This is a genomic window from Amycolatopsis sp. (genome assembly GCF_035276945.1).
In the GTDB taxonomy this organism is placed as follows: Bacteria; Actinomycetota; Actinomycetes; order Mycobacteriales; family Pseudonocardiaceae; genus Amycolatopsis_E.
On record NZ_DATELF010000177.1, the window covers coordinates 60778 to 85450 of the forward strand.

General features: G+C 69.0%; 22 protein-coding genes. 7 read left to right on the forward strand and 15 right to left on the reverse strand.

Annotation, left to right across the window (positions count from 1 at the left end):
* Positions 1-2: 2 nt before the first annotated feature.
* Genes VJT49_RS32575 through VJT49_RS32590 form a run of 4 tightly spaced genes read right to left on the reverse strand, consistent with a single transcriptional unit; the run spans position 3 to position 5694 of the window.
* Entirely contained in the window at positions 3-1664 is a 1662-nt protein-coding gene (locus VJT49_RS32575; RefSeq protein WP_324168814.1) for an L-lactate permease, read from the reverse strand.
* On the reverse strand, positions 1664-2980 hold the full coding sequence (locus tag VJT49_RS32580; protein WP_324168815.1) for a (Fe-S)-binding protein: 1317 nt from the start codon (positions 2978-2980) through the stop codon (positions 1664-1666). The genes VJT49_RS32575 and VJT49_RS32580 overlap by 1 nt, the downstream gene beginning before the upstream one ends.
* Positions 2981-4228 (reverse strand): FAD-binding oxidoreductase, encoded by a 1248-nt coding sequence (locus VJT49_RS32585; protein WP_324168816.1) that lies wholly within the window; start codon positions 4226-4228, stop codon positions 2981-2983.
* Complete coding sequence (locus VJT49_RS32590) at positions 4228-5694, reverse strand: FAD-linked oxidase C-terminal domain-containing protein (RefSeq protein ID WP_324168817.1); 1467 nt, start codon at positions 5692-5694, stop codon at positions 4228-4230. The genes VJT49_RS32585 and VJT49_RS32590 overlap by 1 nt, the downstream gene beginning before the upstream one ends.
* Positions 5695-5879: 185 nt before the next feature.
* On the opposite strand from VJT49_RS32590, the gene VJT49_RS32595 reads away from it, so the two are divergent.
* The 3 genes from VJT49_RS32595 to VJT49_RS32605 all read left to right on the forward strand — a co-directional run bounded on the left by VJT49_RS32595 (position 5880) and on the right by VJT49_RS32605 (position 10264).
* A complete protein-coding gene (locus tag VJT49_RS32595; RefSeq protein WP_324168818.1) occupies positions 5880-8264 on the forward strand; it encodes a flippase-like domain-containing protein in 2385 nt (794 codons plus the stop codon).
* A gap of 79 nt (positions 8265-8343) precedes the next feature.
* A complete protein-coding gene (locus tag VJT49_RS32600; RefSeq protein ID WP_324168819.1) occupies positions 8344-9282 on the forward strand; it encodes a YihY/virulence factor BrkB family protein in 939 nt (312 codons plus the stop codon).
* Between the two features lie 34 nt (positions 9283-9316).
* On the forward strand, positions 9317-10264 hold the full coding sequence (locus VJT49_RS32605) for a mechanosensitive ion channel family protein (protein ID WP_324168820.1): 948 nt from the start codon (positions 9317-9319) through the stop codon (positions 10262-10264).
* Positions 10265-10364: 100 nt separating this feature from the next.
* On the opposite strand, the gene VJT49_RS32610 is transcribed toward VJT49_RS32605, so the two are convergent.
* The gene (locus VJT49_RS32610) at positions 10365-11054 is read right to left on the reverse strand and encodes a DUF4328 domain-containing protein (RefSeq protein WP_324168821.1); all 690 of its coding nucleotides are present in this window, start codon (positions 11052-11054) and stop codon (positions 10365-10367) included.
* 243 nt (positions 11055-11297) lie between these two features.
* Between VJT49_RS32610 and VJT49_RS32615 the strand changes: the two genes are divergently transcribed.
* Complete coding sequence (locus VJT49_RS32615; RefSeq protein ID WP_324168822.1) at positions 11298-12305, forward strand: ferritin-like domain-containing protein; 1008 nt, start codon at positions 11298-11300, stop codon at positions 12303-12305.
* A gap of 75 nt (positions 12306-12380) precedes the next feature.
* Here the strand turns inward: VJT49_RS32615 and VJT49_RS32620 are convergent, their stop codons facing one another.
* The gene (locus VJT49_RS32620; protein ID WP_324168823.1) at positions 12381-12896 is read right to left on the reverse strand and encodes a C40 family peptidase; all 516 of its coding nucleotides are present in this window, start codon (positions 12894-12896) and stop codon (positions 12381-12383) included.
* A gap of 197 nt (positions 12897-13093) precedes the next feature.
* Positions 13094-13345, reverse strand: coding sequence for a hypothetical protein (locus VJT49_RS32625; RefSeq protein WP_324168824.1), 252 nt, complete (start codon positions 13343-13345; stop codon positions 13094-13096).
* A gap of 213 nt (positions 13346-13558) precedes the next feature.
* Here VJT49_RS32625 and VJT49_RS32630 point away from each other — a divergent pair, with 213 nt between their 5' ends.
* On the forward strand, positions 13559-13711 hold the full coding sequence (locus VJT49_RS32630; RefSeq protein WP_324168826.1) for a hypothetical protein: 153 nt from the start codon (positions 13559-13561) through the stop codon (positions 13709-13711).
* A gap of 134 nt (positions 13712-13845) precedes the next feature.
* Here VJT49_RS32630 and VJT49_RS32635 read toward each other — a convergent pair whose 3' ends face one another.
* Positions 13846-15840, reverse strand: coding sequence for a protein kinase domain-containing protein (locus VJT49_RS32635; RefSeq protein ID WP_324168827.1), 1995 nt, complete (start codon positions 15838-15840; stop codon positions 13846-13848).
* A gap of 307 nt (positions 15841-16147) precedes the next feature.
* Between VJT49_RS32635 and VJT49_RS32640 the strand changes: the two genes are divergently transcribed.
* Complete coding sequence (locus VJT49_RS32640; RefSeq protein ID WP_324168828.1) at positions 16148-16687, forward strand: winged helix-turn-helix domain-containing protein; 540 nt, start codon at positions 16148-16150, stop codon at positions 16685-16687.
* A gap of 520 nt (positions 16688-17207) precedes the next feature.
* Here the strand turns inward: VJT49_RS32640 and VJT49_RS32645 are convergent.
* The 7 genes from VJT49_RS32645 to VJT49_RS32675 form a co-directional block, all read right to left on the reverse strand.
* Positions 17208-17540: a YnfA family protein gene (locus VJT49_RS32645; RefSeq protein ID WP_414636137.1), complete on the reverse strand. Its 333-nt coding sequence runs from the start codon at positions 17538-17540 to the stop codon at positions 17208-17210.
* 203 nt (positions 17541-17743) lie between these two features.
* Positions 17744-18463 carry a hypothetical protein gene (locus VJT49_RS32650; RefSeq protein ID WP_324168829.1) on the reverse strand — a complete coding sequence of 240 codons (720 nt, stop codon included), beginning with the start codon at positions 18461-18463 and terminating at the stop codon, positions 17744-17746.
* A 185-nt stretch (positions 18464-18648) separates the two neighbouring features.
* Positions 18649-19623, reverse strand: a complete 975-nt coding sequence (locus VJT49_RS32655) for a magnesium transporter CorA family protein (RefSeq protein WP_324168830.1) — start codon at positions 19621-19623, stop codon at positions 18649-18651.
* A gap of 23 nt (positions 19624-19646) precedes the next feature.
* Complete coding sequence (locus VJT49_RS32660) at positions 19647-20699, reverse strand: hypothetical protein (protein WP_324168831.1); 1053 nt, start codon at positions 20697-20699, stop codon at positions 19647-19649.
* A gap of 188 nt (positions 20700-20887) precedes the next feature.
* Positions 20888-21355: a GreA/GreB family elongation factor gene (locus tag VJT49_RS32665; RefSeq protein ID WP_324168832.1), complete on the reverse strand. Its 468-nt coding sequence runs from the start codon at positions 21353-21355 to the stop codon at positions 20888-20890.
* Positions 21348-21863, reverse strand: a complete 516-nt coding sequence (locus tag VJT49_RS32670; protein WP_324168833.1) for a general stress protein — start codon at positions 21861-21863, stop codon at positions 21348-21350. Before VJT49_RS32670 ends, VJT49_RS32665 begins: the two co-directional genes overlap by 8 nt.
* A 178-nt stretch (positions 21864-22041) precedes the next feature.
* Positions 22042-22707 carry a TetR/AcrR family transcriptional regulator gene (locus VJT49_RS32675; protein WP_324168834.1) on the reverse strand — a complete coding sequence of 222 codons (666 nt, stop codon included), beginning with the start codon at positions 22705-22707 and terminating at the stop codon, positions 22042-22044.
* A gap of 294 nt (positions 22708-23001) precedes the next feature.
* Between VJT49_RS32675 and VJT49_RS32680 the strand changes: the two genes are divergently transcribed.
* Complete coding sequence (locus VJT49_RS32680) at positions 23002-24606, forward strand: alkaline phosphatase D family protein (RefSeq protein WP_324168835.1); 1605 nt, start codon at positions 23002-23004, stop codon at positions 24604-24606.
* Positions 24607-24673 lie beyond the last annotated feature (67 nt).

A 24673-nucleotide genomic window follows, 5' to 3' on the forward strand; every position in this document is an offset into this window, starting at 1 on the left:
GGTCAGGGCACCATCCAGGAGAGCACCGGGGTGGACTGGAAGTAGACCAGCACGCACATCACCGCCAGGAACAAGATGCTCCACGCGAAGACCCGGCGGAACAGATCGCCCTCGCGTCCGGACAGGCCCACGGCCGCCGCGGCGATGGCCAGGTTCTGGGGGCTGATCATCTTGCCGAGCACGCCACCGGAGGAGTTGGCCGCGGCCAGCAGGGTCGCGCTCAGCCCGGCCTTCTGCGCGGCGACCACCTGGAGCGCGCCGAACAGGGAGTTCGACGAGGTGTCGGAGCCGGTGACCGCGACGCCGAGCCAGCCCAGGATCGGCGAGATGAGCGCGAAGATGCCGCCCGCGCCGGCCATCCAGGTACCGAGTGTCGCGGTCTGCCCGCTCGCGTTCATCACGTACGCCAGCGCGAGCACGGCCATGACCGTCACGATCGCGGGGGCCAGTTGCCGGTAGGTGTCCCCATAGGTCCGCAGCGCCTCGCCGGCCCGGATGCCGATCACCGGAATGGTGATCAGTCCCGCGATGATCAGCAGCGTGCCCGCCGAACTGAGCCAGTCGAAGCGGAAGGTCGTGAGGGTCGACGGCTTGCCGCTCGCGGACAGGATGTGCAGCCTCGGCCAGTTGAACGACCTGGTGACACTGTTCAGCACGTTCTTGATCGCCGGGATCTGGGCGAGCGCGAACACCGCGATGATGATCAGGTAGGGCGCGTAGGCGCGGAACACCTCGGCACCGCTGTCGCGGGTGCCGGCATCACCGGCATCACCGGCCGAGCCGCCGGTCCGCCCGGCACGCGGGAGAGTGGTCGTCGAACCACCGCCCCCGGAAACGCTCGCCTCGGCATGGGCGGGGTGCCAGACCCGAAGGAACAGCACCACGGCCCCGGCGCTGAGCAGCGAGGCCACGATGTCGGTGAGCGGCGCGCTCACGTAGTTCGAGACGGCGAACTGCGCGACCGCGAACACCACGCCACAGACCAGTGCGGCGGGCCAGGTCTGCCGCACGCCGCGCTTGCCGTCGATGATGAACACCAGCGCGAGCGGCACGAACACGCCCAGGATCGGGGTCTGCCGTCCCACCATCGACGACAGGCTGTGCAGCGGGAGCCCGGTGACCGTGGCCAGGGTGGTGATCGGCACGGCGAGCGCACCGAACGCGACCGGCGCGGTGTTCGCGACCAGCGCCACCACCGCGGCCTTCAGCGGCCGGAAGCCCAGCGCGATGAGCATGACGCTGGTGATCGCCACGGGCGTGCCGAACCCGGCGAGCGCCTCCAGCAGCGCCCCGAACGAGAAGGCCACGATCACGCCCTGGATCCGCTGGTCGTCGCTGACCCTGGCGAACGAGCGGCGCAGCACGTCGAAGTGCCCGGTGCGGACGGTCATGTTGTAGATCCAGATCGCGTTGATCACGATCCACAGGATCGGGAAGAAACCGAACGCGGCACCCTCGGACGCCGCCAGGAACGCCGGGCCGGCGGGCATCGGGTAGACGAAGATCGCCACCAGGAGCGCGACCGCCAGCGAGATCACCGCGGCCAGCCACGCCGTCGTCCGCACGATGCCCAGCAACACGAACAGCACGATCAGCGGCACGGCCGCGACGAGCGAAGACCACGCGAGCGAGCCGGCGACGGGGTCCAGGATCTGCCGGTACATCAGTCACCTTTTCCGGCAGGGCGCCCGACGCCTGCCGCCGGCAGGCCACGGATCGACGCGTCCAGGAGCTCGATCGTGTGGGCGAGGCGGATCTCCCCGCCGACCCGCTCGACCGCGGCCGCGACCTGCATGAGGCACCCCGGGTTCGAGCTGACCAGCAGGGACGCTCCCGTCGAGAGGATGTTGCGCGCCTTGCGATCCCCCAGTTCCCGCCCCGCCTCCGGCTGCAGGATGTTGTAGACACCCGCGGAACCACAGCACAGTTCGCTTTCCGGGATCTCGCGCAGGGTGAGTTCCGGGATGTCGCGCAACAACGCGCGTGGCTGCACGCGGATTCCCTGCGCGTGTGCGAGGTGGCACGCGTCGTGATAGGCGACGGTGACCGGCAGGGGATGCCGCTCGGCCACGCACGGGTACTCGACCAAAAATTCCGACACGTCGCGTACCCGCACCGAGAAATCCTTGGCCCGCTGGGCATAAACCCGATCTTCGGCGAGCAGGTCGCCGTACTCCTTGATCGCCGAACCGCAGCCCGCGGAGTTGACGACCACCCAGCCGGCGCCCGCCTCCTCGAAGGTGTCGATCAGCTTGCGGGCGAACGACCGTGCCTCCTCGTCGCGGCCGTTGTGGACACTCAACGCCCCGCAGCAGCCCTGGCCGGCGGGCGCGACAACGTCGAAACCCTCGGCACTGAGCACGCGCGCGGTTGCCGCGTTGACCTCTGGGAAGAATTCGCGCTGCACGCAACCCAGCAGCATCCCGACGGTGCCGCGTTTCGTGCCCCGCGCCGGTACCCGCTCGGGCACCGGCTCATACCGTTCGAGGGGCGGCACCAGCGATTCCAGCGCGGCCATCGCCGGGAACCGCCGCAGCAGCCGGCTGCCGCGAAGCCGCCGGCTCAGGCCGCTCGACTGGTACGCCCGCAGCAGCCCGCGCACCGCGTGCAAGCGCCTCGGATAAGGGAAGAGGCTGAAGATCCCCTTGCGCAGCAACCGTTCCCGCGGGCGGCGCGGGAACCGCCGCTCGACCTGCGCGCGGGTGGCCTCGATGAGCCGGTCGTACTGGACACCGGACGGGCACGCGGTCACGCAGGCCATGCAGCCGAGGCAGGCGTCGAAATGCTGCACCATCTCGTCGGTCATCGGCTCGCCTTCGATGCCGATGCCCATCAGGTAGATCCGCCCGCGCGGCGAGTCCATCTCCTCGCCCCACAAGGCGTAGGTGGGGCAGGTCGGCAGGCAGAACCCGCAGTGCACGCAGTCGGCGACGAGGTCGGGGGACGGCGGGTTGTGGGTATCGAACGCGGGCTCCGACATTTAGATCCCTCCGACGAAACGGCCCGGCGCGAGCCGGTGCCCCGGATCGAACTCATTTTTGACGCGGCGCATCAGATTCAGGCCGCGCACCGGTCCCCACACCTCCACGGCCGCCTTCACCGGCGGTGGCCCGTCGAGGACGACGACGTCCCCACTCCACGCGGCCGACTGGTCACGCAGTCGCCCGACGAAAGCGGCTACGGTGGTGGCGGCGGTGGGCGGGGCCAGTCCCGCGTACAACAGGCCGGCCCCGGGCGAGCCGCGTACCGCCGCACGCGAGCCGGTCCGCTCGGCCGCCTCGTCGAGCGCGTCCAGCAGTTTCGGCAACCCGGCGATCTCGTGGGTCAGCCGCAGCGCCACCTCGCCACTCCCCCAGGGCACTTTCCCCCACCACTCCGGTGGGGTTTCGCGCACCTCGGCGTCCCCGCCCATCAGGTCGCGCACCGTCCTGACGCGATCGGACACGCCTTCGGGGGTGCCCTCGACGAGCACGGCGACCGTGCCGGAAGGGCGGTCGAGTTCGAGCGCGGCCGGAACGACCTGGGCGTGGATCACCTCCTGCACCACCTCGTGCGCGGCGCGGGCCGAACCGGCGGGCGCGACCACCCAGCGAGACCGGGCGGGCAGCGGGTGGAGCCGGAAGATCGTCTCGGTGATCAGGCCGAGGGTGCCGAAGGACCCGGTGAGCAGCTTGCCCAGGTCGTAGCCGGCGACGTTCTTGACGACTTTTCCCCCGGCCTTGGCCACCACGCCGTCGGCCCGCACCATGGTGACGCCGATGAGCAGATCGCGCACCCCGCCGTAGGACAGCCGCAACGGCCCCGAAACACCCGTCGCGACAATCCCGCCGAGGGTGCCGCCGGGAACCACGGGATCGACCGCGAGCCGCTGCCCCCTCGTGGCGAGCCGGGCCTGCAGCCTGGCCAACGGAAAGCCGGCCTCCGCATGCGCGACGAGGTCACCGGCGTGGTGTTCGACGAGGTGCGCCCTGCACCCGGTTTCCACGACCAGGCCGGCCCGTGACGGCCGCTGCCCCCACGTCAGTTTCGTCCCGGCGCCCCGCGCGACCACGGCGAGATCGTTCTCCGCGGCGATCCGCATGACCTCCGAAGCCTGCCGGGTGCCGGCGGGGGCCGCGACGAACAGCGGCGCGACCCCGTCGACCTCGTCGCCGGGCCCGGCCGGCCGCGACCGGTCCGAGGTGACCTCGCGGAGGGCGCCGAGCACCAGCGCCGAGGCGAGTGCCATCAGAAGACCTCGGCGATTCCGGCTTCCTGCAACGGATGCGCGCCCCGATGGCGGCCGGGCACCTCCCCGCACAGGCGCGGGGTGGGAAACACCTTGCCGGGATTGGCCAGCCCCGCCGGATCGAAGGCGCAGCGGACGAGCTGCATCGTGTCGAGGTCGGACTCGCTGAACATGCGCGGCATGTACTTCGCCTTGTCCGAGCCGACGCCGTGCTCGCCGGTGATCGAGCCGCCATGGGTGATGCAGAGGTCCAGAATCGCGGCGGAAACCTCTTCCGCACGCTCGGCTTCGCCCGGCACGCCGTCGTCGAAGAGCACGAGCGGGTGCAGGTTGCCGTCCCCGGCGTGGAACACGTTGGCGACCCGGACCCCGGTGGCCTCCGACAGCTCGGCGATCCGGCCGAGCACCTCGGACAGCGCGGTGCGCGGGATGACCCCGTCCTGCACGATGTAGTCCGGGCTGATCCGGCCGACGGCGGCGAACGCCGATTTCCGGCCCTTCCAGAACAGCGCCCGCTCGGCGTCGTCCTTCGCGATGCGGATTTCGAACGCGCCCGCCGCGCGGCAGTGCCGCTCGACCTCGGCGAACTGCCGCTCGACCTCACCCTCTGGCCCGTCCAGCTCCACGATCAGCACCGCGCCCGCGCCCTGCGGGTAGTCGCAGTGCGTGGCCGCTTCGGCCGCCTCGATCGCGAGGGCGTCCATCATCTCCATCGCCGCGGGGACCACGCCCCCGCCGATGATCGCCGAAGTCGCTTCGCCGGCGTCGTCCGTGCCCGCGAAGCCCGCGAGCAACGTGCGAACGGCTTCGGGCAGCCGGACCAGGCGGACGGTCACCTCGGTGGCGATGCCGAGCGTGCCCTCGGAGCCGACGATCGCGCCCACCAGGTCGTAGCCGGTCGCGTCCGGCGCCTTGCCGCCAAGCCGCACGATCTCGCCGTCCGGCGCGACGAACTCGAGCCCGGTCACGTGGTTGGTGGTGAACCCGTACTTCAGGCAGTGTGCCCCACCCGAGTTCTCCGCGACGTTGCCACCGATCGAGCAGATCTGCTGGCTGGAGGGATCCGGCGCGTAGTAGTAACCGTAGGCCTTCGCGGCCCGGGTCACGTCGAGATTGATCACGCCGGGCTGCAGCACGGCGCGCTGGTTCGCCGGGTCGATCTCGAGGATATTCCACAACCGCGAGGTGACGATCAGGACGCCGTCCGTCCGCGGCAGTGCTCCGCCGGACAGCCCGGTGCCGGAACCCCTTGCCACGAACGGAACTCCGGCCCGGGCGCAGGCTCGCACGGTCTCCACGATCCCGGCGGTGTCGTCCGGCAGCACCGCCAGCGCGGGCACGGCCTTGTAGTGTGCGAGGCCGTCGCACTCGTAGGTACGCAGCCGCTGATGGTCGTCGATCACGGCGTCGGCACCGAGTACCGCGCGGAGATGATCGGCCAGCACCGCGATCTCGTCGCTCGTCATCGCACGCCCTCCGTTGGACGGCTTTCCATCAGGCGGGAAAGCGAATTCCTGCCCTGCGAAAGACCGTAGGGCGGCAGCGGCGCGCCGTCAAATTCGGTCCTTTCACGACGGTCAAGATCAGCCGCCGCGGCCCGTTGGCGGCACACTGAAAGAACTGACGCGACCACCGAAGGCTGGAACGGGAAGTGGGCGGCAAGCTCTCCGCGGACGAGAAGCCGGCGACCGCCGGAGCCACCCCGGTGCCACTGGGACGGCATCCACGCGACCTGGTCGTGCTCGTGGTCGCCATGGTGGTGGTGGCGGCCTGCTCGCTGGCCGCCCGGCCGGTCGTGGTCAACCCCGTCGAACTGGCCATCTACGAGCAGCTCGAACGGATCCCGCCGGCTTCGACCGCGGTGTGGCGGACGCTGGAGATCGTGGGCGGCTGGGCCGGGATCGCCGCGGCCACGACGCTGGCGCTCTACGTCAAGCGGATCAGGCTCGGCGTCCAGTGCGTCGCCGCCGGTGCGATCGCCTGGGCACTCGCACAGACCGCCGGCCGGCTCGTCGGCCCGCGGCCGGTGCCCCCGTCGCTGGCCCAACTGCCCGGCATCCGGCTGCCCGGCCCGGACGGTTTCGCCTTCCCCGCGGCGAATGCCGCGATGGCCGCCGCCGTGGTGGCGGTCGCCGCACCCTACCTCAAGACCGGCTGGCGGCGGATGGCGTGGGCGCTGGTGGCCCTGATCGCCACCGCGAGCGTGTACCTCGGGCGCAACCTGCCGGTCGACGCGTTCGCGGGCGTGTTCCTCGGCCTGGGCATCGGGGCGCTGTTCCACCTGCTCTGGGGCGCGCCCGGCCGCCGGACCTCCATCGAAGCGGTGCGCGTGGCGCTCGGCGAGGCGGGGCTGGCGCCCGCCGCGGTGACGCCGGTCCGCGTGCACCGGCTCGGCCCGCAGGAATTCGTGGTCACCACCGCGTCGGCGGAAAAGCTCCAGGTGGAGGTCGTGCGGCGGCTGCACCGGAGGGCCGGGCCGTGGTACCGGCTGCGGCGCCTGCTGGCGTCGCTGGAGGTGGAGGACGAACCGGCCCTGTCGAGCACTTACCACGAAGCCGAACACGAGGCACTCGTGGCCCTGCTCGCCGAACGCGGCGGCGTACCCACCCCGCCGGTCGTGCTGGCGTGCCAGGCGCCCGACGGGTCCGCCCTGCTGGTCCGCCGCCTGATCGACGGCCGGCCGCTGACCGAGCTGGACCCCGGCGAGATCACCGAGCCCCTGCTCGAGGCGTTCTGGAAACACGTGGCCAAGCTCGGCGACGCCGGGATCGCCCACCACGACCTGCGCGCCAAGAACGTCCTCGTCGACGACGACGGCAACCTCTGGCTGCTCGACCTCACCCTCGGCAAGGCCGGTGCTACGCCGGCCCGGACCGCGCAGGACATCGCCGAAGCGCTGGTCTCCGTCGCGTCGCTGGCCGGCGTCGAACGCACGGTCCGCACCGCGGCCGCCGCGTTGCCGCCCGGCCGGCTGGAGCCCGCGCTCGCCTACCTCCAGCCGCTCGCCCTGCCGCGCCGCATCCGCAAGCAACTCAAGAACGAACGCTACGTGCTCACCGACCTTCGCGAGACCCTCGCCGAGCAGATCCGGCGGCCGATTCCCACCTTCCGCTCACCGGTCCGGCCCAGCCGGGTCGCCGGGCTACTGCTGTTCGGCGTTGCCGTTTACACCCTGCTGCCGCAGCTGTCGAGCCTGCGAGCGGTCCTCGACTCGCTGTGGCGGGCCGACTGGGTCTGGCTGGTGATCACCGTGGCGACCGGGCTGGTGGCGATCGTGTTCGCCGCGGTGTCGATGATGGGGGCGAGCCTGACGCGCCTGCCGTTCTGGCGCACCAGCGCCGTGCAGCTCGCCGCCGCGTTCACCGGGCGCACCACGCCGGGCGGGGTGGGCTTCTTCGGCATCAACATCGCGTTCATGGAGCGGCTCGACATCCGCCGTTCGCGGGCGGTGGGCGTGAGCGTGCTCAACATCACCGCCACCGGGGTGCTGGGCGGGATCTGGTCGGTACTGGGCGCGTTCGCCCTCGGCACCGCGGGCCTGCTGCACGGCATCTCCATCCCGCACAGCCTGCCGGTGCTGGCGGTGACCGCCGCGGCGGTCGTGGCCGCGGCCGTCCTGTTCGCTTCGCCGTTCGGGCGCCGGCGGATCATCCGGCCCGCGGTGCAGGTCGTCCGGGAACTGGCGGCGACCTTGCGACACCCGCGGCGCGCGGTCGAACTGTTCGGTGGCGCGGCCGCGTACCTGCTCGTCTCCGGGCTCGGCCTGGCCACCAGCCTGGCCGCGTTCGGCGTCGCGGTGCCGCTGTTCGCGGTGCTCACCGTGTTCGTCATCGGCCAGACGTTCGGGCACATCATCCCCACCCCGGGCGGGCTCGGCGCGGTCGAGTCGCTGATGGTCGGCGGGCTCGCCGCGCTGGGCATCGCCCCGGCCACCGCGGTCGCCGCCGTGCTCACGTCGCGGTTGCTCACCTACTGGCTCCCGGTACTGCCGGGCATCGCGGTGTTCCGCTACCTGCAGCACCGCAACGTCATCTGATCATCCGCGCCTGCTCCCCTGGTTGACGCCCGGCCATGCCGGGTACGCGTGACCCTGGGCGCCGAGCAAGGAGCGAATCATGAGCAGTGACGCCGTCCACGCGAAACTCGATCGGCTGGACGAGTACCAGAAGCGGCACAAGTCGCTGGCACTGCCGGTCGCGGTGGTGCGCAAGTTCGTCGAGGACCAGTCCACGCACCTGGCCGCGATGATCGCGTTCTGGGCCTTGTTCTCGATCTTCCCGCTGCTGCTGGTGCTCGTCACACTGCTGGGCTTCTTCGTTCCCGAATCGCTCCGGGGCGGCGTGCTGAGCAAGGTCGGCACGATGTTCCCGCTGGTCGACGCCTCGGCCGTGCAGGGGTTGAGCGGTTCCTGGTTCGCGCTGATCTTCGGGCTGGTGACCGCCCTGTGGAGCGGTTTGCGAGTGGTCCGGATCGTGCAGCAGGCGTTCAACGCGGTCTGGGAACTCCCCTACGCCGCGCGGCCGAAGTTCACCGAACAGATCAGGCGCGGCCTCGGCGTGCTGGGTACCGTCGGGCTCGGCCTGGTGCTGTCCACCCTGATCAACGGTTTCATCGCGGGCGCCGCCGGGGTCGTCCACCTCGGCTGGGTGGCGCACCTGTTCGGCTATCTGATCCCGATCGCGCTGGACGTCGGGCTGTTCGTGGTGGCGTTCCGCATCCTCACCGACCGGTCCGTCACCACGCGGGACGTGCTGCCCGGCGCGCTGCTGGCCGGGGTGCTGTTCTGGGTCCTGCAGTCGGCGTCATCGCTGGTCATCACCACCTACCTGCAGCACGCCCAGCGCACCTACGGCCAGTTCGCCACCGTGATCACCCTGCTGTGGTGGTTCTACCTGCAAAGTCTGGTCACCCTGCTCGGCGCCCAGCTCAACGTCGTGCTCAAGGAGCGGCTGTATCCCCGCGCGCTGACCGAAGCCCCCGAGACCGCAGCCGACCGGGCCTGTCACGCCTACGTGCGGGAGCGCGCGTACCACGACCACCAGCGCGTCAATTGACCGACCCAGAGTGATCGAGTGGAGGTAACGACGAGTGGCGAGTAGACCGTCGTGCACCGGTTTCCGGTGCCAGCGCATCTACCACCTGACCCACACCGACTGGCTGTCCCGGCTGGGCCAGAACGTGCTCGCGCCGCTGATCGCCATCGTGGCCATCCTGACCGTCGCGGTGCTCCTGCGATGGCTCGCGCACCGGTTGATCAGCCGGTTGACCACGGGGGTGGCCGCGGGTGGCATGCCGAAGATCCCGCACCCCCGGCGACTCGGCCCGACCTCCTTCGAACGACGCGCCCAGCGCGCCCGCACGGTCGGGTCGCTGCTGCGGTCGGTGTCGACCTTCGTCGTCCACGGCACCGCGTTCGTCCTCGTGCTCGGCAAGCTGGGCATCGACGTCGCCCCGATCCTGGCCTCCGCGGGCGTCGTCGGGGTCGCCGTCGGGTTCGGGGCACAGAATCTCGTCAAGGACTTCCTGTCCGGGATCTTCATGATGCTCGAGGACCAGTACGGCGTCGGCGACGTGGTGGATCTGGGGGCGGCCTCCGGCACGGTGGAAATGGTCGGGCTCCGGGTCACCACCGTGCGGGACATCGACGGCACCGCGTGGTACGTGCGCAACGGCACGATCACCGCGGTCGGCAACTCCACCCAGCACTACGGGGTCGCGGTCGTCGACATCCCGATCGGCTATTCGGCGGACGTCGAGCACGCCCTCGAAATCGCGGGCGAAGCCGCGCGCCAGGCGGTCGCCGAGCCGCCGCTGGCCGACGACATCCTCGGCGAGGTCGACATCCTCGGCACCCAGAACCTCACCCAGGCCGCCATCACCATCCGGCTCACCGTCACCACCAAGCCCGGGAAACAATGGGCGGTCCGGCGGGCGCTGACCGCCGACGTCAAGACCGCACTCGACGACGCCGTCATCGCCGCGCCGCTCGCGGGGCTCGCGGGGCTCGCGGGGCTCGCGACAATCGCTCGTAGCTGAATTCGCGATCGGCGAACAGAGCGGCTCATTCCGGTAGCGTCGGCCATCCAGGGTTTTCGTGTGGAGAGACTGTTTGGAGAGACTGCGTGGAGAGACGGAGTCAGGCCGGCACCGCGACCCTGCGGTTCTGCCAGGTGGTCACGCGCGCGATGACGAGCACCAGCAGCACGCCGGCGACGGCACGCAGCACGGTGGCGATGGTGTTGTCCCGTGAACCGCTGTAAAGGTCGTCGAGGCCCAGCGGGATGAGGAACTTGAACGCGGTCGCGTAGAGGTCGATCAAGACCGCCGCGAGGTAGAGCACCCACCACGCGGTGACCAGCGCGCTCCCCCGCACCCGGCTGAGGTCGAGGGTTTCCGCCTGCTTCGGACGGCTAGTCTTCCAGATGTCGGAGACCACCCGGTGCGGGTACCACAGATTCAGGAGCGGGCAGAACCACGCCCCGATCACCCAGCCGCGGCTGAGCCGGTGCTCGGACAACGACAGTGATTCGGCGTTCAGCCGCGCCCGCCACAACCAGCAGAAGAAGACAACGGCGGCGACAACCGTCACGCCCGCCGAGGTCAACCGAAGCGTGCGGCTGAACTGGTCGACCGCGTCCACGTCGGCCCACTTCGCATGCCCCTGCCAGAAGTCGGAAAGCACCCGGTAGGCGTTCCAGTGGGTCCAGGTGACCGCCACGTCCGAGGCCACCGACAGCGCGAGGCACACCACCGCGGCGACGCTCAGGCCGGTCGAGGACCGGACCGGTCCCGGAGACGGCCAGGGCGACAACGACGGGTTGGTCATCGAGGCTCCTTTCGTTCCGGCAGTGGCGGCGCCGGCACCCATCACCAGCATCGCCTCGTGGTGATCTTTTGTTTCACGCTGACCACACACGGGCCACCCCAGCCGCTCACGGAGTGTATCCGCCGCTTCGCGCAAATGGTTTCGACCAGCGCCGGGCCAAGTTTTCTCCGGTCAAACCGAACCATCCGGGCTCCCGCTCCGTGCGGGTGTTTGGGGACAGCACTTGTGACGAAAGGACATCGCGTGTTCGGAAAACGCTACGTGCGGCATTTGGTCTCGCGCAGTGCGGAAAACCCCACTGACCGCCGTCGCTTCCTGAGGACTGCGGGAGCGGCGGGGCTGGGGCTGGTCGGGGCCGGGGTAACCGGCGCCACGTTGATGACGGAGTCCGCAGGCAACTCGACTCCCGAAGTGGCACTGGAGAACACGTCGAACTCCAAGGACAAGGACAAGAACCAGTACGGCTACAACAAGGACGACGCCGCCGCCAGCGACGCCGCGGTGCTCAACTTCGCGCTCAACCTGGAATTCCTGGAAGCGAACCTGTATTCCTTCGCGATCAACGGGTACGGCGTGCCGGGTTACCTGACCGACGGGGTCGGGAAGAAGGGCGGGGTCTCCGGCGGCCACGCGGTGAAGTTCGAAAGCGATGCCGTGAAGCAGATCGTCAAGGAGATCGCGGACGACGAACTCGCCCACGTCAAGTTCCTGCGCGGGGCGCTGGGCAAGGCGGCGGTGGCCCAGCCGAAGATCGACTTCAAGGACAGCTTCACCGCGGCGGCGCAGGCGGCCGGCCTGATCCAAAAAGGACAGACCTTCGACCCGTTCGCCAGCGAGCCCAACCTCCTGGTCGCGGCGTACCTCTTCGAGGACGTCGGGGTCAGCGCCTACAAGGGAGCGGCCCCGCTGGTCAACAACAAGACTTTTCTGGACGCCGCGGCGGGCATTCTCGCCGTGGAGGCCTACCACGCCGGGATCATCCGCACCAAGCTGTTCGACCGCGGCCTTGGCGACGTCACGAACAAGATCTCGGACGCGCGAAACGCGTTGGCCGGCAACAAACACGACGACCAAGGGGTGCTGCTCGACGGCAAGGCCAACCTCGTCCTCGCCGACGGCAACGGCATCGCCTTCGGCCGCGGCGCGGACCGGGTGCTCAACATCGCCTACCTCAACCCGAAGAAGGTCAAGTCGGGCGGGTTCTACCCGGACGGTGTCAACGGCGACATCAACACCAGTGGCGGCTACTGATTCGCCGGCTGCCATTCCCGGGCGCGGCGGGGCACTTCGGAGAAAGGGTGTCCCTCCGCGTCCGGGTGGGACGGCTCAAAGCCGCCGGGCGTTGTGGAACGGGAACCCGGCCATCGAGGAGATCTTGACGGGCTGGCCCGCCGTCGAGGCGTGGAGGATCCTGCCGTCGCCGACGTAGATCCCGACGTGGTGAACCGGGCTGTAGAAGAAGACGAGGTCTCCGGGCCGCAACTGGTCACGGGACACCGGTTTGCCCACTGTGGACTGCGTGCTCGACGTCCGGGGCAGGTTGACGCCGGCCTGCCGGAACGCCCACCGCACCAGACCGGAGCAGTCGTAGGCGTTCGGCCCGGCGGCGCCCCAGACATACGGCTTGCCCAGTTGGGTCATCGCGACGCGCAAAGCCGCGGCGCCGACGTTCGAAGGCGCGCTGGCCGGGAGGGTGACCGGGGCCGCCATCGCCGGGCCCGCGGTCGCCGCGAGCGCCGCACCCATGATGGCTGCCGACACCGCGGCCCGTACGACACCGCGCTTGGCCTTCGCCTGACGGCAGCGGCGCCCGGGCGGGTTCTCGAGTCGATCACGTGCCACGTCCGATCCTTTCCACAGGTCACCGAAAAACGCGAGAAGATTACGAAGTGGACACGGAGAAAGTCACCAATCAGTGTCGATGGACACAATCCGACAATTTCCGTGATTGATCGTGTACGTATTGTCGTGTCCCCAGACCGGTTTGCCGGTAATAGATCACAGGCCCAGGGCTTTGCTTCCGGTAAAAGGAAGCGCTTTCATTCCGGCACGAGCCAGGTCGGTCGAGATTCACGAACGACGAAAGGACTACAAACTTCAATCACGGCGAGACCGGCGAGGCTGAACCTGGCGTCCGGTTCGTCCGTGCGGGTGCCGCGAAGAAACGGCATCCGGCCGGAGCGCGTTGGGAGAGCAACTCGTATGAGGATCGGCGGGGCGCTGCCGAAGTGGAACCTCAACTCCCTGGCCGAGACCATCGTCTGACCATCGTCTTCAGGCTCGCCGAACACTGGGACTCCTATGAAGAAGGCCTCAAGCTGCTGGCTCGCGACCGCTTCGCGATGTCCTCGGAGTTGGGCCGTTTCACGAGCTCACGGTCTGCTCGTCGCAAGCCAACTTCATGCTGGTCAAGCTCCCGCCCGAGGTGGACGGCGCGCTGCTGGGGCGACTACCTGCTCAACGAACGTCACCCGCTGATCCGCGACCGCGGCAACAAGATCGGCATGACCAGCCAGTTCGTCCGGTTCGGCGTGCGGCCGGAGCACGAACTCGGACGGCTCGTCGAGGGCCTGCGCGGATTCGCGCGCTCACGCGACGCGGAACTTTCGCGTCCCGTCGAGCTGATCGTGCGCGACGAGCCGCACTCACTCAGCTGAGTATTTCGAACGCGAAATCGACATCGGTGCCAGGAGGTGGTTACCCGCGCTCGATGGCGCGCACGAGCGGGAGGCGGTCCCTTCTCGCATCGCCGGCCGAGACAGTCCGCACGCAGGGACGACTCGTCTGGCCTTTACCAGTTCACGGCGTCCAGGTCGACCACGAGGTCGGAGCCGCCGCTCACGTCGAGCTGGAAGCCGATCGCCTTCACGGAGACGCTGGGAACCGTGAAGGCGACGGTGTTCCACCCGGTGTTGCGCAACGTCAGGTTCCCGCCCGCGAAATGGTTGTCGTACGACGTGTCCTGCACGAACGGCTTGATCGTGCCCTGCCCTTCGCCGCCGTACCAGATGTGCATGGTCACCACGGTTCCCGCGTGCACCCCGGAAAGCTCGTCGGCGCCGATCGCCTTCCCCTCGGAGCCCGGGCTCGCGGTCACGTGCAGCGAGTACGCACCGTCGTAGGCGACCTGGGTGGTCCGGTAAAGGGAGAGCTGGCTGCCGCCATAGTAGGCGACCCAGTCGTCGTTGCCGTTCTCGAAGTTCATCCTGGCCAGCGGCTTCTGGGCGGGGGCTCCGGCGCCCGGAGCGGGAACCTGCCCCCCTCCACCGCCACCACCAGTCCCCGCGGACCCGCCGGCCGCGGGGTTCGAGGTCCGGGGTTGCCCAGGCGAAACCCCCTGGCCCGGGCTCTGCGGCGGTGCCGGCGAGGGGCTGGGTGGCCCCGGGTCGACGGGAGCCGTACTGGCCAGGGACGTCGAGGGCACGGGCTGGTGCGTCTCGACCGGCGGCGTGATGCCACTCGCCGACTCGCGCGGCACGCCGATGTCGGTGACCACGCTCGCGGTCAGGACCGCCGCCGCGGCCACGCCGACCCCGGCGAGCGCGAGGCGAGTCGGCAGCCGCCGGAAGGACCGCGAGGACCGGGGCGGCGCCTTACGCGCGACGACGTCGGCGAGCACCGCGGGCGGCAGCCACACCTCCGGCAGCACCTCGGTGGCACCGTTGAGCCGTCGCAGCAGTTCGTCGGGCGTCGGCCGCTCGGCGGGATCCTTGGCCAGGCAAGCCGCCACCAGCTCGCGCAACCGGTCATCCGGGATCGAGTCCAGGTCCGGGGATTCGTGCACGATCCGGTACAGGATCGCTTCGGCAGGCCCCTCGCCGAACGGGGGACGGCCGGTCGCGGCATACGTCAGCAGCGCACCCAGCGCGAACACGTCCGCGGGCGGGCCGACCGGGTCCCCGGTGGCCTGCTCCGGCGACATGAACGCGGCCGTACCGAGCCGGGCACCGGTCCGCGTCAGCTGGTGGCTGGTCTCGGCGGCGTAGGCGATCCCGAAGTCGATCACCTTCGGGCCGTCGTCGGCCAGCAGGACGTTGCCCGCGTTGAGATCCCGGTGCACGATGCCCGCCGCGTGAACGGCGCGCAGCGCCTCGCAAATCCCGCCGGCCAGCGTTTCGACGCTCTCCATGGGCAGCGGGCCGTGCTCACTGACGGCCTGCTTCAACGACGGACCCGGCACGTAGGCGGTCGCCAGCCACGGCCTCGGCGCGTCCGCATCCGCCTCGAGCACGGGGGCGGTGAACAGGTCGTGCACCCGGCGCGCCGCCTCGATCTCCCGTCGGAACCGGCGCCGGAACTCGGCATCCGCGGCGAACTCGGCGTGCACCACCTTGACCGCGACCGGCCGCCCGCCCGGGGTGTACGCCAGGTAGACCTGGCCGACCGACCCCGACGCGAGCACGCCGCGGATGCGGAAGGGCCCGACGCGCCGGGGATCGCTGTCGGCGAGCGGCTGGCGGACCGGGGTGTTCTCGACCATGGGCTCGTCGGACTCTTCGAGCGCGACGCGGGTGTCGTTCCAGTTGTCCCGCCAGGTCTTCTCGTCGGCCTCGCAGGTGCGCGCGATCGCGAGTACCACGTCGAGGCTGGGCAACCGGCGTCCGGAGAACGCCTCGGACAAGGTGGACCTGCTGACGTGCGCGGCCCGCTCAAGCTCGCGCAGGGATGCGAACCGGCGGTCGGCCAAGGCGCGTAAATCGGTGATCAGATCCCGCAGAACCGGTGGGGCGGTCGGATCCACCGGTCTTCGCCGCTGTTTCGCCACGGGGTCATCTTTCTGCGACACACCGCCGATGGTCAAGTTTCCACGTGCCGCCGCCCGCGAATGCCAATCAATTCATTCCCCCGGTACCGCCCGCCCGGCCCGGATCGATCAGCCGGCGCGGCCATGGCGCTGTCAATGGCACTGTCGGTCACTCTCGTCATTTTGGCGAGTCCGGCGAGCGCCAAAAGACCCATGATGACGAACACCGCACGAAGTCCGAGCACTGGTGCCAGGACACCGCCCGGTTTCCCACCCATGGAGAATCACACATCGATGGATAAATCTCCATCGATGTGCTTTCACGGAATCGACGGTTTACGCTGTGGGCATGGAGGATCGGGTCGGCGAGGGGCATCGGGTACGACGACGTGAGGCCACTGTCCGCGAGGCGAAGGCGCTGGCACATCCACTGCGCCTGCGCATCGTGCGGCTGTGCTGGCAGCAGGAGTTGACCAACAAGCAACTTGCCGACCGGCTCGAGCGCGACCCCGGAACCGTCCTCTACCACGTCCGCCAACTGGTCGACGCGGGGCTTTTGAAACAAGCACCAGTGCGAACCGGCGAAAGCGGCGCTCTGGAAAAGCCTTACCGGGCGAAAGCCCGATCATGGTGGTTGGACGACCCGCCGGACACCGAAGCCGACGCCGCGTTCGCCCCGATCGAAGCCGTCCAAGACGAACTGCACGAGGCAGGCCGTGCATCGGTCCGGACGTTTCTCCGCTTCGCCCTGCACCTGTCACCCGAAGACGCGGCCGAGCTGGATCGCCGAATCCTCGAACTTGTCGATGAGTACGTCACTACCGACGACCAGCGGCTCGACCAACCCGCGCACGGCGGTCTCATCGTTCTGCATCAGCTCGCCGAGTGAGTACGTCTCAGCTTGAGTTTTGCGCTGCTTGTTGTTTCGTCTTCTTGGCAGTCGCATCCGATTTCCCCGATGATCCAGATCTCGGGGTCGCCGCCCTTCGACCACTGTACGCAGTTGAACAGCGGCGCTACCGATGTCCTCGTCATCGGGTCCCGGCCGCCTGGCATCCAGGATCGCCGTCCTCGACGCGCGCCCTGGTTCCAGTGCCGCCACGAATGAGTACGACCAGCCCAACTGGGCCCCAGCCGTAGTCCCGGCCCAGTCGTGCCTCGCACGCCAACAAAACCGTGCGGTCAGCTCATCATCGGAGAGCTGCCACAGCGCGAGGGCGGCGGTCGACTGGTCCATGCCATAGATCCTACCGAAACTCGAACACGTGTTCACCACACGATGGAGTGAAACTCACGGCCACCAAGCCAGAACTTTCTTGTACGACAACCTCTTCCAAGTGCAAGTCCACATGAGACAAGGGCGGACGGGGAAGCGAATCCTCGCAGCTGCCCAGGTTCACGGGCCAGGGTCAGCGACGCGGGGCGTACATGATCACCGCGACGCCGACCAGGCAGATCACGGCGCCGAGGTAGTCCCACCGGCCGGGCCGGAACTTGTCCACGAGCACGCCCCAGACCAGGGAACCGGCCACGAACACCCCACCGTACGCGGCGAGGATCCGCCCGAAGTGCACCTCCGGCTGGAACGTCGCGACGAACCCGTACACACCGAGCGCGATCACGCCGGCCGCGACCCACCAGAGCCCGCGGTGCTCCCGCACGCCCTGCCAAACCAACCACGCGCCACCGATCTCAGCCAGCGCGGCGAGCGCGAACAACACCAGTGAACGAGCCACAGTCACGATCGCGACGATAGCCCCCGCGGCCCGCGACTCTGACGCGTCCAGCGCCCGGCGATCCAGGCCTCGCGGCGAAATCGCGAACAGCTTGTCGAACTCCGCGACGAAAGATCCGCCACCGGCAACGTACACACCTGCGGTACCCAGGGAGTTCACGCGCACTCATGGCACGACCGCAAACCCGCACCTGGGTACCGGATGCAGTTTCAGGCCCCCGGTCCCGAATACAGGTCCGCGGCGGCCGGTGCGGTCACCGCGACTGGTTCGTCCCAACCACTGAAGTCCAAGGTGTCGGTGCCGTTGGTCGCGCGGATCAGGTAGTGCGGGCTTGCCTCCGTGACGGCCGAGGTCGAACCGTCGCCATCCTTGAACACCAGTACCGGTACACCGTCCACCGAGTCCTTTCCGGCCGCGGTGAAGGTGCCCTTCGTGATTTCCCCGGCCGTGTGCGAAATGAATTCCTCATAGCTGAGGGCTTCCTTCGTGTTGTTGGTCACTTCCGCGCCGAGCTTCGATTCGGACGAAACCCACTTGTTCCGCATCAGCCGGCCCGGGGAGGCGGTCGGCGACAACCCTGCCATTTTGAGGACACTGTCGGTCATCTGCACGTAATACACGCCGCCGACCCGCCGCACCGGCACCGTGGCGTCTCCCTGGGTGATCGTGCCCCCCGCGCTGTCCTTGTTCAACTGCACATCGACCTTGGACGTCGTCGACCCTTCGGTCGTCGTGGCGCGGACGTGCACCGCCGAGGTTCCCTGATACGCCGCCGTGATCTCCGCACCCACCCGGTCCGCCGTCAGCTCCGCGACCGCGGGCGCGCCGGCCGCCGACATCGCAGGCGCCTGCCGTACGGGCGACTTACCGCACGCCACACAACCCAGCCCCGTGGCGAGCACCACACCGAAAACCAAGGATCGCCGCACGAACACCGGACACCTTCCATTCCACCAAAAGACCAGAACACAGAACCGAATACCGTTCCCGCGCGAATCCTAACCCGGGCCGGCACCACCCGAGCATTGGCCACGCCACGGCCAGAATTGCCGGAATGCCGGCAAAAAACCGATCCTTCGACCGTTCCGTTATTTCCTCCCGCGCCGGCCCGGGGTCAGAGCCAGTCGCGGCGTTTGAACAGGAGATAAAGGCCAGCGGAGAGCACGATGATCACCACCGTGGAGAACCAGAAACCCCAGGGCTGGCCGTACCCGGGATAGGGCACGTTCTGGCCGTAGAACCCGGTGATCGCGGTGGGCACGGCGATGATGGCGGCCCAGCTGGTGACCTTCTTCATGATCATGTTCAGTCGGTTGCCCTGCAGGTTCAGCTGTGTTTCGCGAATGGTCGTGATCAGGTCCCGCAGGGATTCGGTCCATTCCGAGGCACGCAGGACGTGGTCGTAGACGTCCTGGTAGTAGGGCACCAGTTCGTCGTCCACCAGACCGCGGTGGTCATGGCGCAGCAGAGAGTTCACCACCTCCCGCATCGGCAGCACCACCCGGCGTAACGAAACCAGGCTCTTGCGCAGGCGCAGGGAACGGCGCTGCATGTCCCGGTGATCGACCCGGTCGGCGAACACCAGGTCTTCCAGCCCTTCGATCTGCTCGTCGAGCGACTGCACGACATCGAAGTGCCCGTCGACGATGTGATCGAGCACACCGTGGAGCAGAAAACCGACCCCACCCTTGGCCAGTTCGGCCGCCGAGTCCCAGCGCTCCACGATGTCGTCGATGTCGATGTGGTCGTCCTTGCGGACGGTGACCAGCGCCCCCTCGGTGATGAACGCGGCCAGTTCGGAGGTGGCGAGCATGCCCGTTTCGGTGTCCAGCCGGACCGTATACGCGGTCAAGAACCAGTGGGTGTCGTAGCGGTCCAGTTTGGGACGCTGGTGTTCCTGGACCGCGTCCTCGACCGCGAGCCGGTGCAGGCTGAGTTCTTCACTGATGGTGGCCAGGTCTTCCTCGGTGGGAAAGCACATGTCCAGCCACACTGTGGCGGTCGGATCGCGCAAATAGTCCGAAATGTCCACTGCCGGGAAGTTTTCGGCTTCCAGCACGCCGTTGCGGTAGAGGCGAGTGCGGGCCATAGCCGCACACGTTAGCCCGAGACCTACCTGCGCCAGGTCACCGCCCGCGTGGCAACTCTTTCGTAGGGCTGCTCGGTATGGGCGAGCGAGGCGATCGGATCCGACGCAACGCCGAAGTAGAGCTGGCACTGCTCGAACACCGCGCTTTGCCCGAGAAGTCCTTCGGCGCGCTGGAAAGCGAGTCGCATCCGGCCACCGAGGTGTCCGCGGGACCGAGCAGTACTGCCGGGAGACCCCACTGCGCGTGATCGCCGACAGAGTCGGCGACAAGATATCGGCGAAGTTCGCTCCGTCGATGTTGACCAGCTTCTCGCGGACGAAGAAGAACATCTCGCCGCGCAGCTTCGCCCTGTCCTCGTCCTTGAGCGGCAGGGCGTCGATGTCGGCGTCGGGCGCCTTGACGGTGTCGACGATGACGGAAATCCCGAGCAGCCCTTCTCGTGACAGCTGCAGAACGGGACGATCGCCTGGCGGCGAGTTCTTCGCGCAGCACGTCGACACATTCGGGGAAATGGAGGACCCCGTCCTCGAATATCCCGGGAAAGCGCTTCACGCACCGGAACATCGCGCCAGCCCAGCGAGGGGTGCTCGACCAGGATGCCGTCGTCGGAATCCACCCGGCCGCCGGCGGCGACTCCCACGGCTACCGGAACCGCACCCGGCAGCCGGGCGGTGACGAAGGCCGGAAACCCGTTCGCGATCGCCGACAACACCGTGTCCGGCGGGCCGCCCTCGCGCGGGGCCTGTTCCTGGGCCCGCACCCGGCCGCGCAGGTCGACCGCGGCCAGCGTGCGGTAATCGTGCGCGGTGTGCACTCCGCCGACGAGATGCCGGTCCACGTCGATGTCCACCGGCACGTGCGGCCGGCCCCTGCCGCGCACGGTGGGTTCGGCGATCTCGCGGATCAGGCCGAGTTCGGCGAGTTCACGGCAGTGCCGGGTGACCGCCGCGGTGCTGAGCCCGGTCAGCCGCGCGATCGTCCGGCGGGCGACCGGCTCGTGCTGGAGGACGGCGCGCGGCACGGCAGCCACGCTCGCCGCACGACGTCCCTCGCTGACCACGACCGCACCGGACATGGCCCGATGATGCGCACCCGTTCGCGAAAGGCCAGACGTCGGGTGCCGCGACTCGGCATGTGTGGAACTCGAGGGCGCCGAATGTCGAACTCACGCGACGCGAACGTGGGACACGCGCGCGGCGACCGTGCGACACGAGTGTGGGGCACGCGCGCGGGCGCGCGTTGGGCAAGGGCGGGCCGGCGGCGCTAGTCGGGCGGCTCCAGCGACACGATTTCGGCCCGCACGACGCCGGCGGGAGCCGAATAGGCGATGGTGTCCCCGGCCGCGCGCCCGGACAACGCCAGCCCGAGCGGGCTGTCGAAGGTGACCATGGCGTCCTCCTGGCCGGCCGGGATCTCCTCCGGAACGGCCACCACCTGGAGCGTCTGTACCTCGCCGTCGGCGAACCGCAACGTCACCCTGGTGCCGTCGAGCACACCGTGCGTGCCGGTCTCCACGTTGCGGCCCGACGCGAGCAGTTCGGACAGTTCGCCGATACGGTCGTCCATGGCGGCGATGTCGTCGTCGAGCCGGAGCGAGAATGCCTCGTCGGCCTGGTCGCCCACGCGGTCGCGGGCACGCACCTGCCCGGCGAGGCGGTCACGGCGGTCTCGCAGCGCGGCCAGTTCCTGCTCGAGCCGTTCCCGCGCCTGGCCACTCAACGCGCTACGCATGGTGGACCTGGTAACGGGTGGCCCGGGCCTCGAACGAGGCATCGACGTAGACGTTGTAGCGGTCAGCTTGCAAGCCCGTGATGCTCGCGAAGTCGCGCTCCCCGCGGGTGCTCCAGTGCGCGAGGAACCCGAAGACGGCGCCCCAGACCGCGCCGATCACCAAGCTGATCACCAGGACCCACAGCCAGCCGGGGCCGACGGCGAACACGCCGAACAGCAGGCCGATGAACAGGCCGAACCACGCGCCACTGCTCGCGCCCATGGCCGCCGCCTTCCCGCGGGTCATCCGGCCCGTGACCTGTTCCACCGTCCGGATGCCCTCGCCGACGATGCGGACGTGCTCGACGGGGAAGCCCTCGTCCGACATCCGGTCGACCAGGCGCTGGGCGCTCAGGTAGTCGGGGAAGCCGGCCAGGAGATGCTGTGGCTCGGTGGGGGTTCGCACGCTGCGCGAGGAAGTAAAGCGTCGATCAATCATGATTTCTCCAAAAGTCAGCGCATCGCGCACTCCCCGCACGAAACGCGAGTCTCTTCCTACCCGCTCCCTTCCAGACCGAAACACCGACCCGTCCTCACGGGGGACGTGACGGGCTCGGTACCGGCCGCGGAAAACGCCTCCAGAAACTACGAGAGCAGGACTGTGACGGTGGACGCGTCAACCGCGGGGACCCGCACCACCACGACGCTCAACCACTGCGGGAGGGCTGCGATGTCGCCTTCGCGACCTGCTCGATCACCTGGGCGACGTGCTCGGCGAAGCGCTCGCGACCGACCTTCGCCCGGCCCGCGAGCCAAGACTGGTAAAGGTAGGCGAGGGCGCCGAAAACCGCCTGGGCGTTGAGTTCGACGTCGTCGGCGTCCGCGTCCGGCCCGCCCAACGCCGGGCCGCGCAGCGCCCGGGCGATCGTCGCGGTGAACCTCTCGACGAGTTCGGCGCCCCGGTTCGCCAGTTCGGGCGCGGCCAGCGACTCGACGAACAGCACCCGTCCGCGGCGAGGATCGGCCGTGACGAACTCCGTGAACGCCTTCACCGCATGGCGGACCAGCTCGGGGGTATCCGGCGGAGCCTCGTCGAGCGCCTGCTCCAGCACCGCGCCCGCCTGCCCCGCCACCGTCTCCAACACCGCGACCAGCACGTCCTCGCGGCGGCCGAAGCTTTCGTAGAAGTACCGCTCGGTCAGCTTGGCCGCACGGCAGACGCCCCGCATGGTCACCGCGGCGGCTCCCTCGGCGCCCATGATCGCGAACGCCGCGCCGACGAGCTGCTCGCGGCGCCGGGCCTGCCGCTCACCGGCTTCGACACCGCGCCAGGGACGGCGGGCGTTGCTCGAGGACAAGGGACCGGTGGCCATGCCGCCATCCTGTCACGCCAACCCGCGAGTCCAGCCCCCACGACGCCCGAGTCCAGCCTTCACAACGCGCGAGTTCCGGGTTCGCGACGCCCGAGTCCAGCTTTCACGACGCGTAAGTTCCGAGTCACGACACGTGGGATCCGCGCTCGCGTGACTTCTTGCGGCCATCAGGTGGTCGCCCAGGGCGAGATCCTGCTTTACTCGGCGGTGGTCAACTTTTTGCCGGGTCCAGGGTCTGGGGCGAGCCCCCGGAAAGCACGACATCCACCGACATCCACCGTGGGGAGGTCGCCCGTGCACGACGATCAGGACGAACCGCGCCAGGCTGTCTCGTTCACCCGGCGCCGGGTGCTCACCTGCACCGGTGCGGCGGTGGCGCTGGCGTTCGGCACGAACCTGACCGAACGGGGCACCGCGACGGCGATACCCGGCGACCTGCGGTCCGACCCGTTCCGGCTGGGCATCGCCTCCGGTGATCCGCTGTCCACGGCCGTGGTGCTGTGGACCCGGCTGGTCCCGGAGCTGTTCGATCCGCTGGGCGGCATGCCCTACGCGAACTACCCGGTCGAATGGCAGGTGGCGAAGGACGAGGGGTTCCGGCAGGTGGTGCGCGCCGGAATCGCGACCGCCCGGCCCGAGTACCGGCACGCGGTGCACGTCGACGTACGCGGCTTGGAGCCGTCGCGGGAGTACTTCTACCGGTTCCGCGCGGGCCGCTACCTCAGTCCGGCCGGGCGCACGAAGACCGCGCCGGCCGGCCGCGTCAACGGCCTGAACTTCGGCGTCGCGTCCTGCCAGTCGTTCCCCAGCGGCTACTACACGGCCTACCAGCACATGGTGAACGAGGATCTGGACGTCCTGTTCTTCCTCGGCGACTACATCTACGAGGGCGCGATCAACGCCCACGGCGGCCACCGCGCCGACACCTCGCTCAGCGTCCCGCCGATCTTCGAAACCGCGCCCGACACGCTCGATCTCTACCGGCTGCGGTACGCGCTCTACAAGTCGGATCCTGACCTCCAGGCCGCGCACGCGGCCTTCCCGTGGATCGTCACGTGGGACGACCACGAGGTCGAGAACAACTACGCCGGCGCCGTCTCCAAGGGCAACCTCCCGACCGACGATTTCCTGGTGCGGCGCGCCAACGCGTACCGGGCCTACTGGGAACACCAGCCGCTGCGGCCACTTCAGGAACCGAAGGGCCCGGATGCCCGGCTGTACCGCCGGTTCGACTTCGGCGACCTGATGCGGGTCAGCGTGCTCGACACCCGGCAGTACCGGTCCGACCAGGCCTGCGGCGACGGTGCGAAGGCAGGTTGCTCAGACGCGGGCAGCCCTGCCCGCACCATCACGGGTGCCGGGCAGATGGACTGGCTGCTCGACGGGTTGAGCTCGTCCCAGGCGCGGTGGAACCTGATCGCGAACCAGGTGATGATGGCCGAGCGCCGGACCACCCTCACCGACCCGCCCTACCTGTCGATGGATGCCTGGGACGGCTACACCGCCGACCGGAAACGCCTGTTCGACGGCATCTCCGAGCGCAAGGCCCAGGGAATCCTGGTGATCACAGGCGATACGCACGCCAACTACGCCTGCGACCTCAAACGCGACTTCGCCGACCAGAGCTCGCCGACCCTTGGTGTCGAATTCGTCGGCACTTCGATCACCAGCAACGGCGACGGCTCCGACACCACCAATGCGTTCCAGGTCGAGTTGCGCGCCAACCCGCACATGAAGTTCACCAACTTCCAGCGCGGCTACGTCACCTGCCGACTCGACCGCGACCGGGTGCGGGCCGACTTCCGCATCCTCCCGTACGTCACGCGCCGGGGCGCGCCGGTGTCGACCCGCGCCTCCTTCGTCTCGGAACGCGCCGACCCCGGCCTGGAAGCGGTGTGATCAAGGTCGACCTCGTCGTAGTGGCGCTTCGCCGCGATAACCGAACTCGTGATGTCTCCTGATTCAA

Coding starts and splice junctions, on each gene's coding strand:
- VJT49_RS32575 (WP_324168814.1), bottom strand. CDS start 1,664: ATGTACCGGCAGATCCTGGACCCCGTCGCCGGCTCGCTCGCGTGGTCT.
- VJT49_RS32580 (WP_324168815.1), bottom strand. CDS start 2,980: ATGTCGGAGCCCGCGTTCGATACCCACAACCCGCCGTCCCCCGACCTC.
- VJT49_RS32585 (WP_324168816.1), bottom strand. CDS start 4,228: ATGGCACTCGCCTCGGCGCTGGTGCTCGGCGCCCTCCGCGAGGTCACC.
- VJT49_RS32590 (WP_324168817.1), bottom strand. CDS start 5,694: ATGACGAGCGACGAGATCGCGGTGCTGGCCGATCATCTCCGCGCGGTA.
- VJT49_RS32600 (WP_324168819.1), top strand. CDS start 8,344: ATGAGCAGTGACGCCGTCCACGCGAAACTCGATCGGCTGGACGAGTAC.
- VJT49_RS32610 (WP_324168821.1), bottom strand. CDS start 11,054: ATGACCAACCCGTCGTTGTCGCCCTGGCCGTCTCCGGGACCGGTCCGG.
- VJT49_RS32630 (WP_324168826.1), top strand. CDS start 13,559: ATGACCAGCCAGTTCGTCCGGTTCGGCGTGCGGCCGGAGCACGAACTC.
- VJT49_RS32640 (WP_324168828.1), top strand. CDS start 16,148: ATGGAGGATCGGGTCGGCGAGGGGCATCGGGTACGACGACGTGAGGCC.
- VJT49_RS32655 (WP_324168830.1), bottom strand. CDS start 19,623: ATGGCCCGCACTCGCCTCTACCGCAACGGCGTGCTGGAAGCCGAAAAC.
- VJT49_RS32660 (WP_324168831.1), bottom strand. CDS start 20,699: ATGTCCGGTGCGGTCGTGGTCAGCGAGGGACGTCGTGCGGCGAGCGTG.
- VJT49_RS32665 (WP_324168832.1), bottom strand. CDS start 21,355: ATGCGTAGCGCGTTGAGTGGCCAGGCGCGGGAACGGCTCGAGCAGGAA.
- VJT49_RS32675 (WP_324168834.1), bottom strand. CDS start 22,707: ATGGCCACCGGTCCCTTGTCCTCGAGCAACGCCCGCCGTCCCTGGCGC.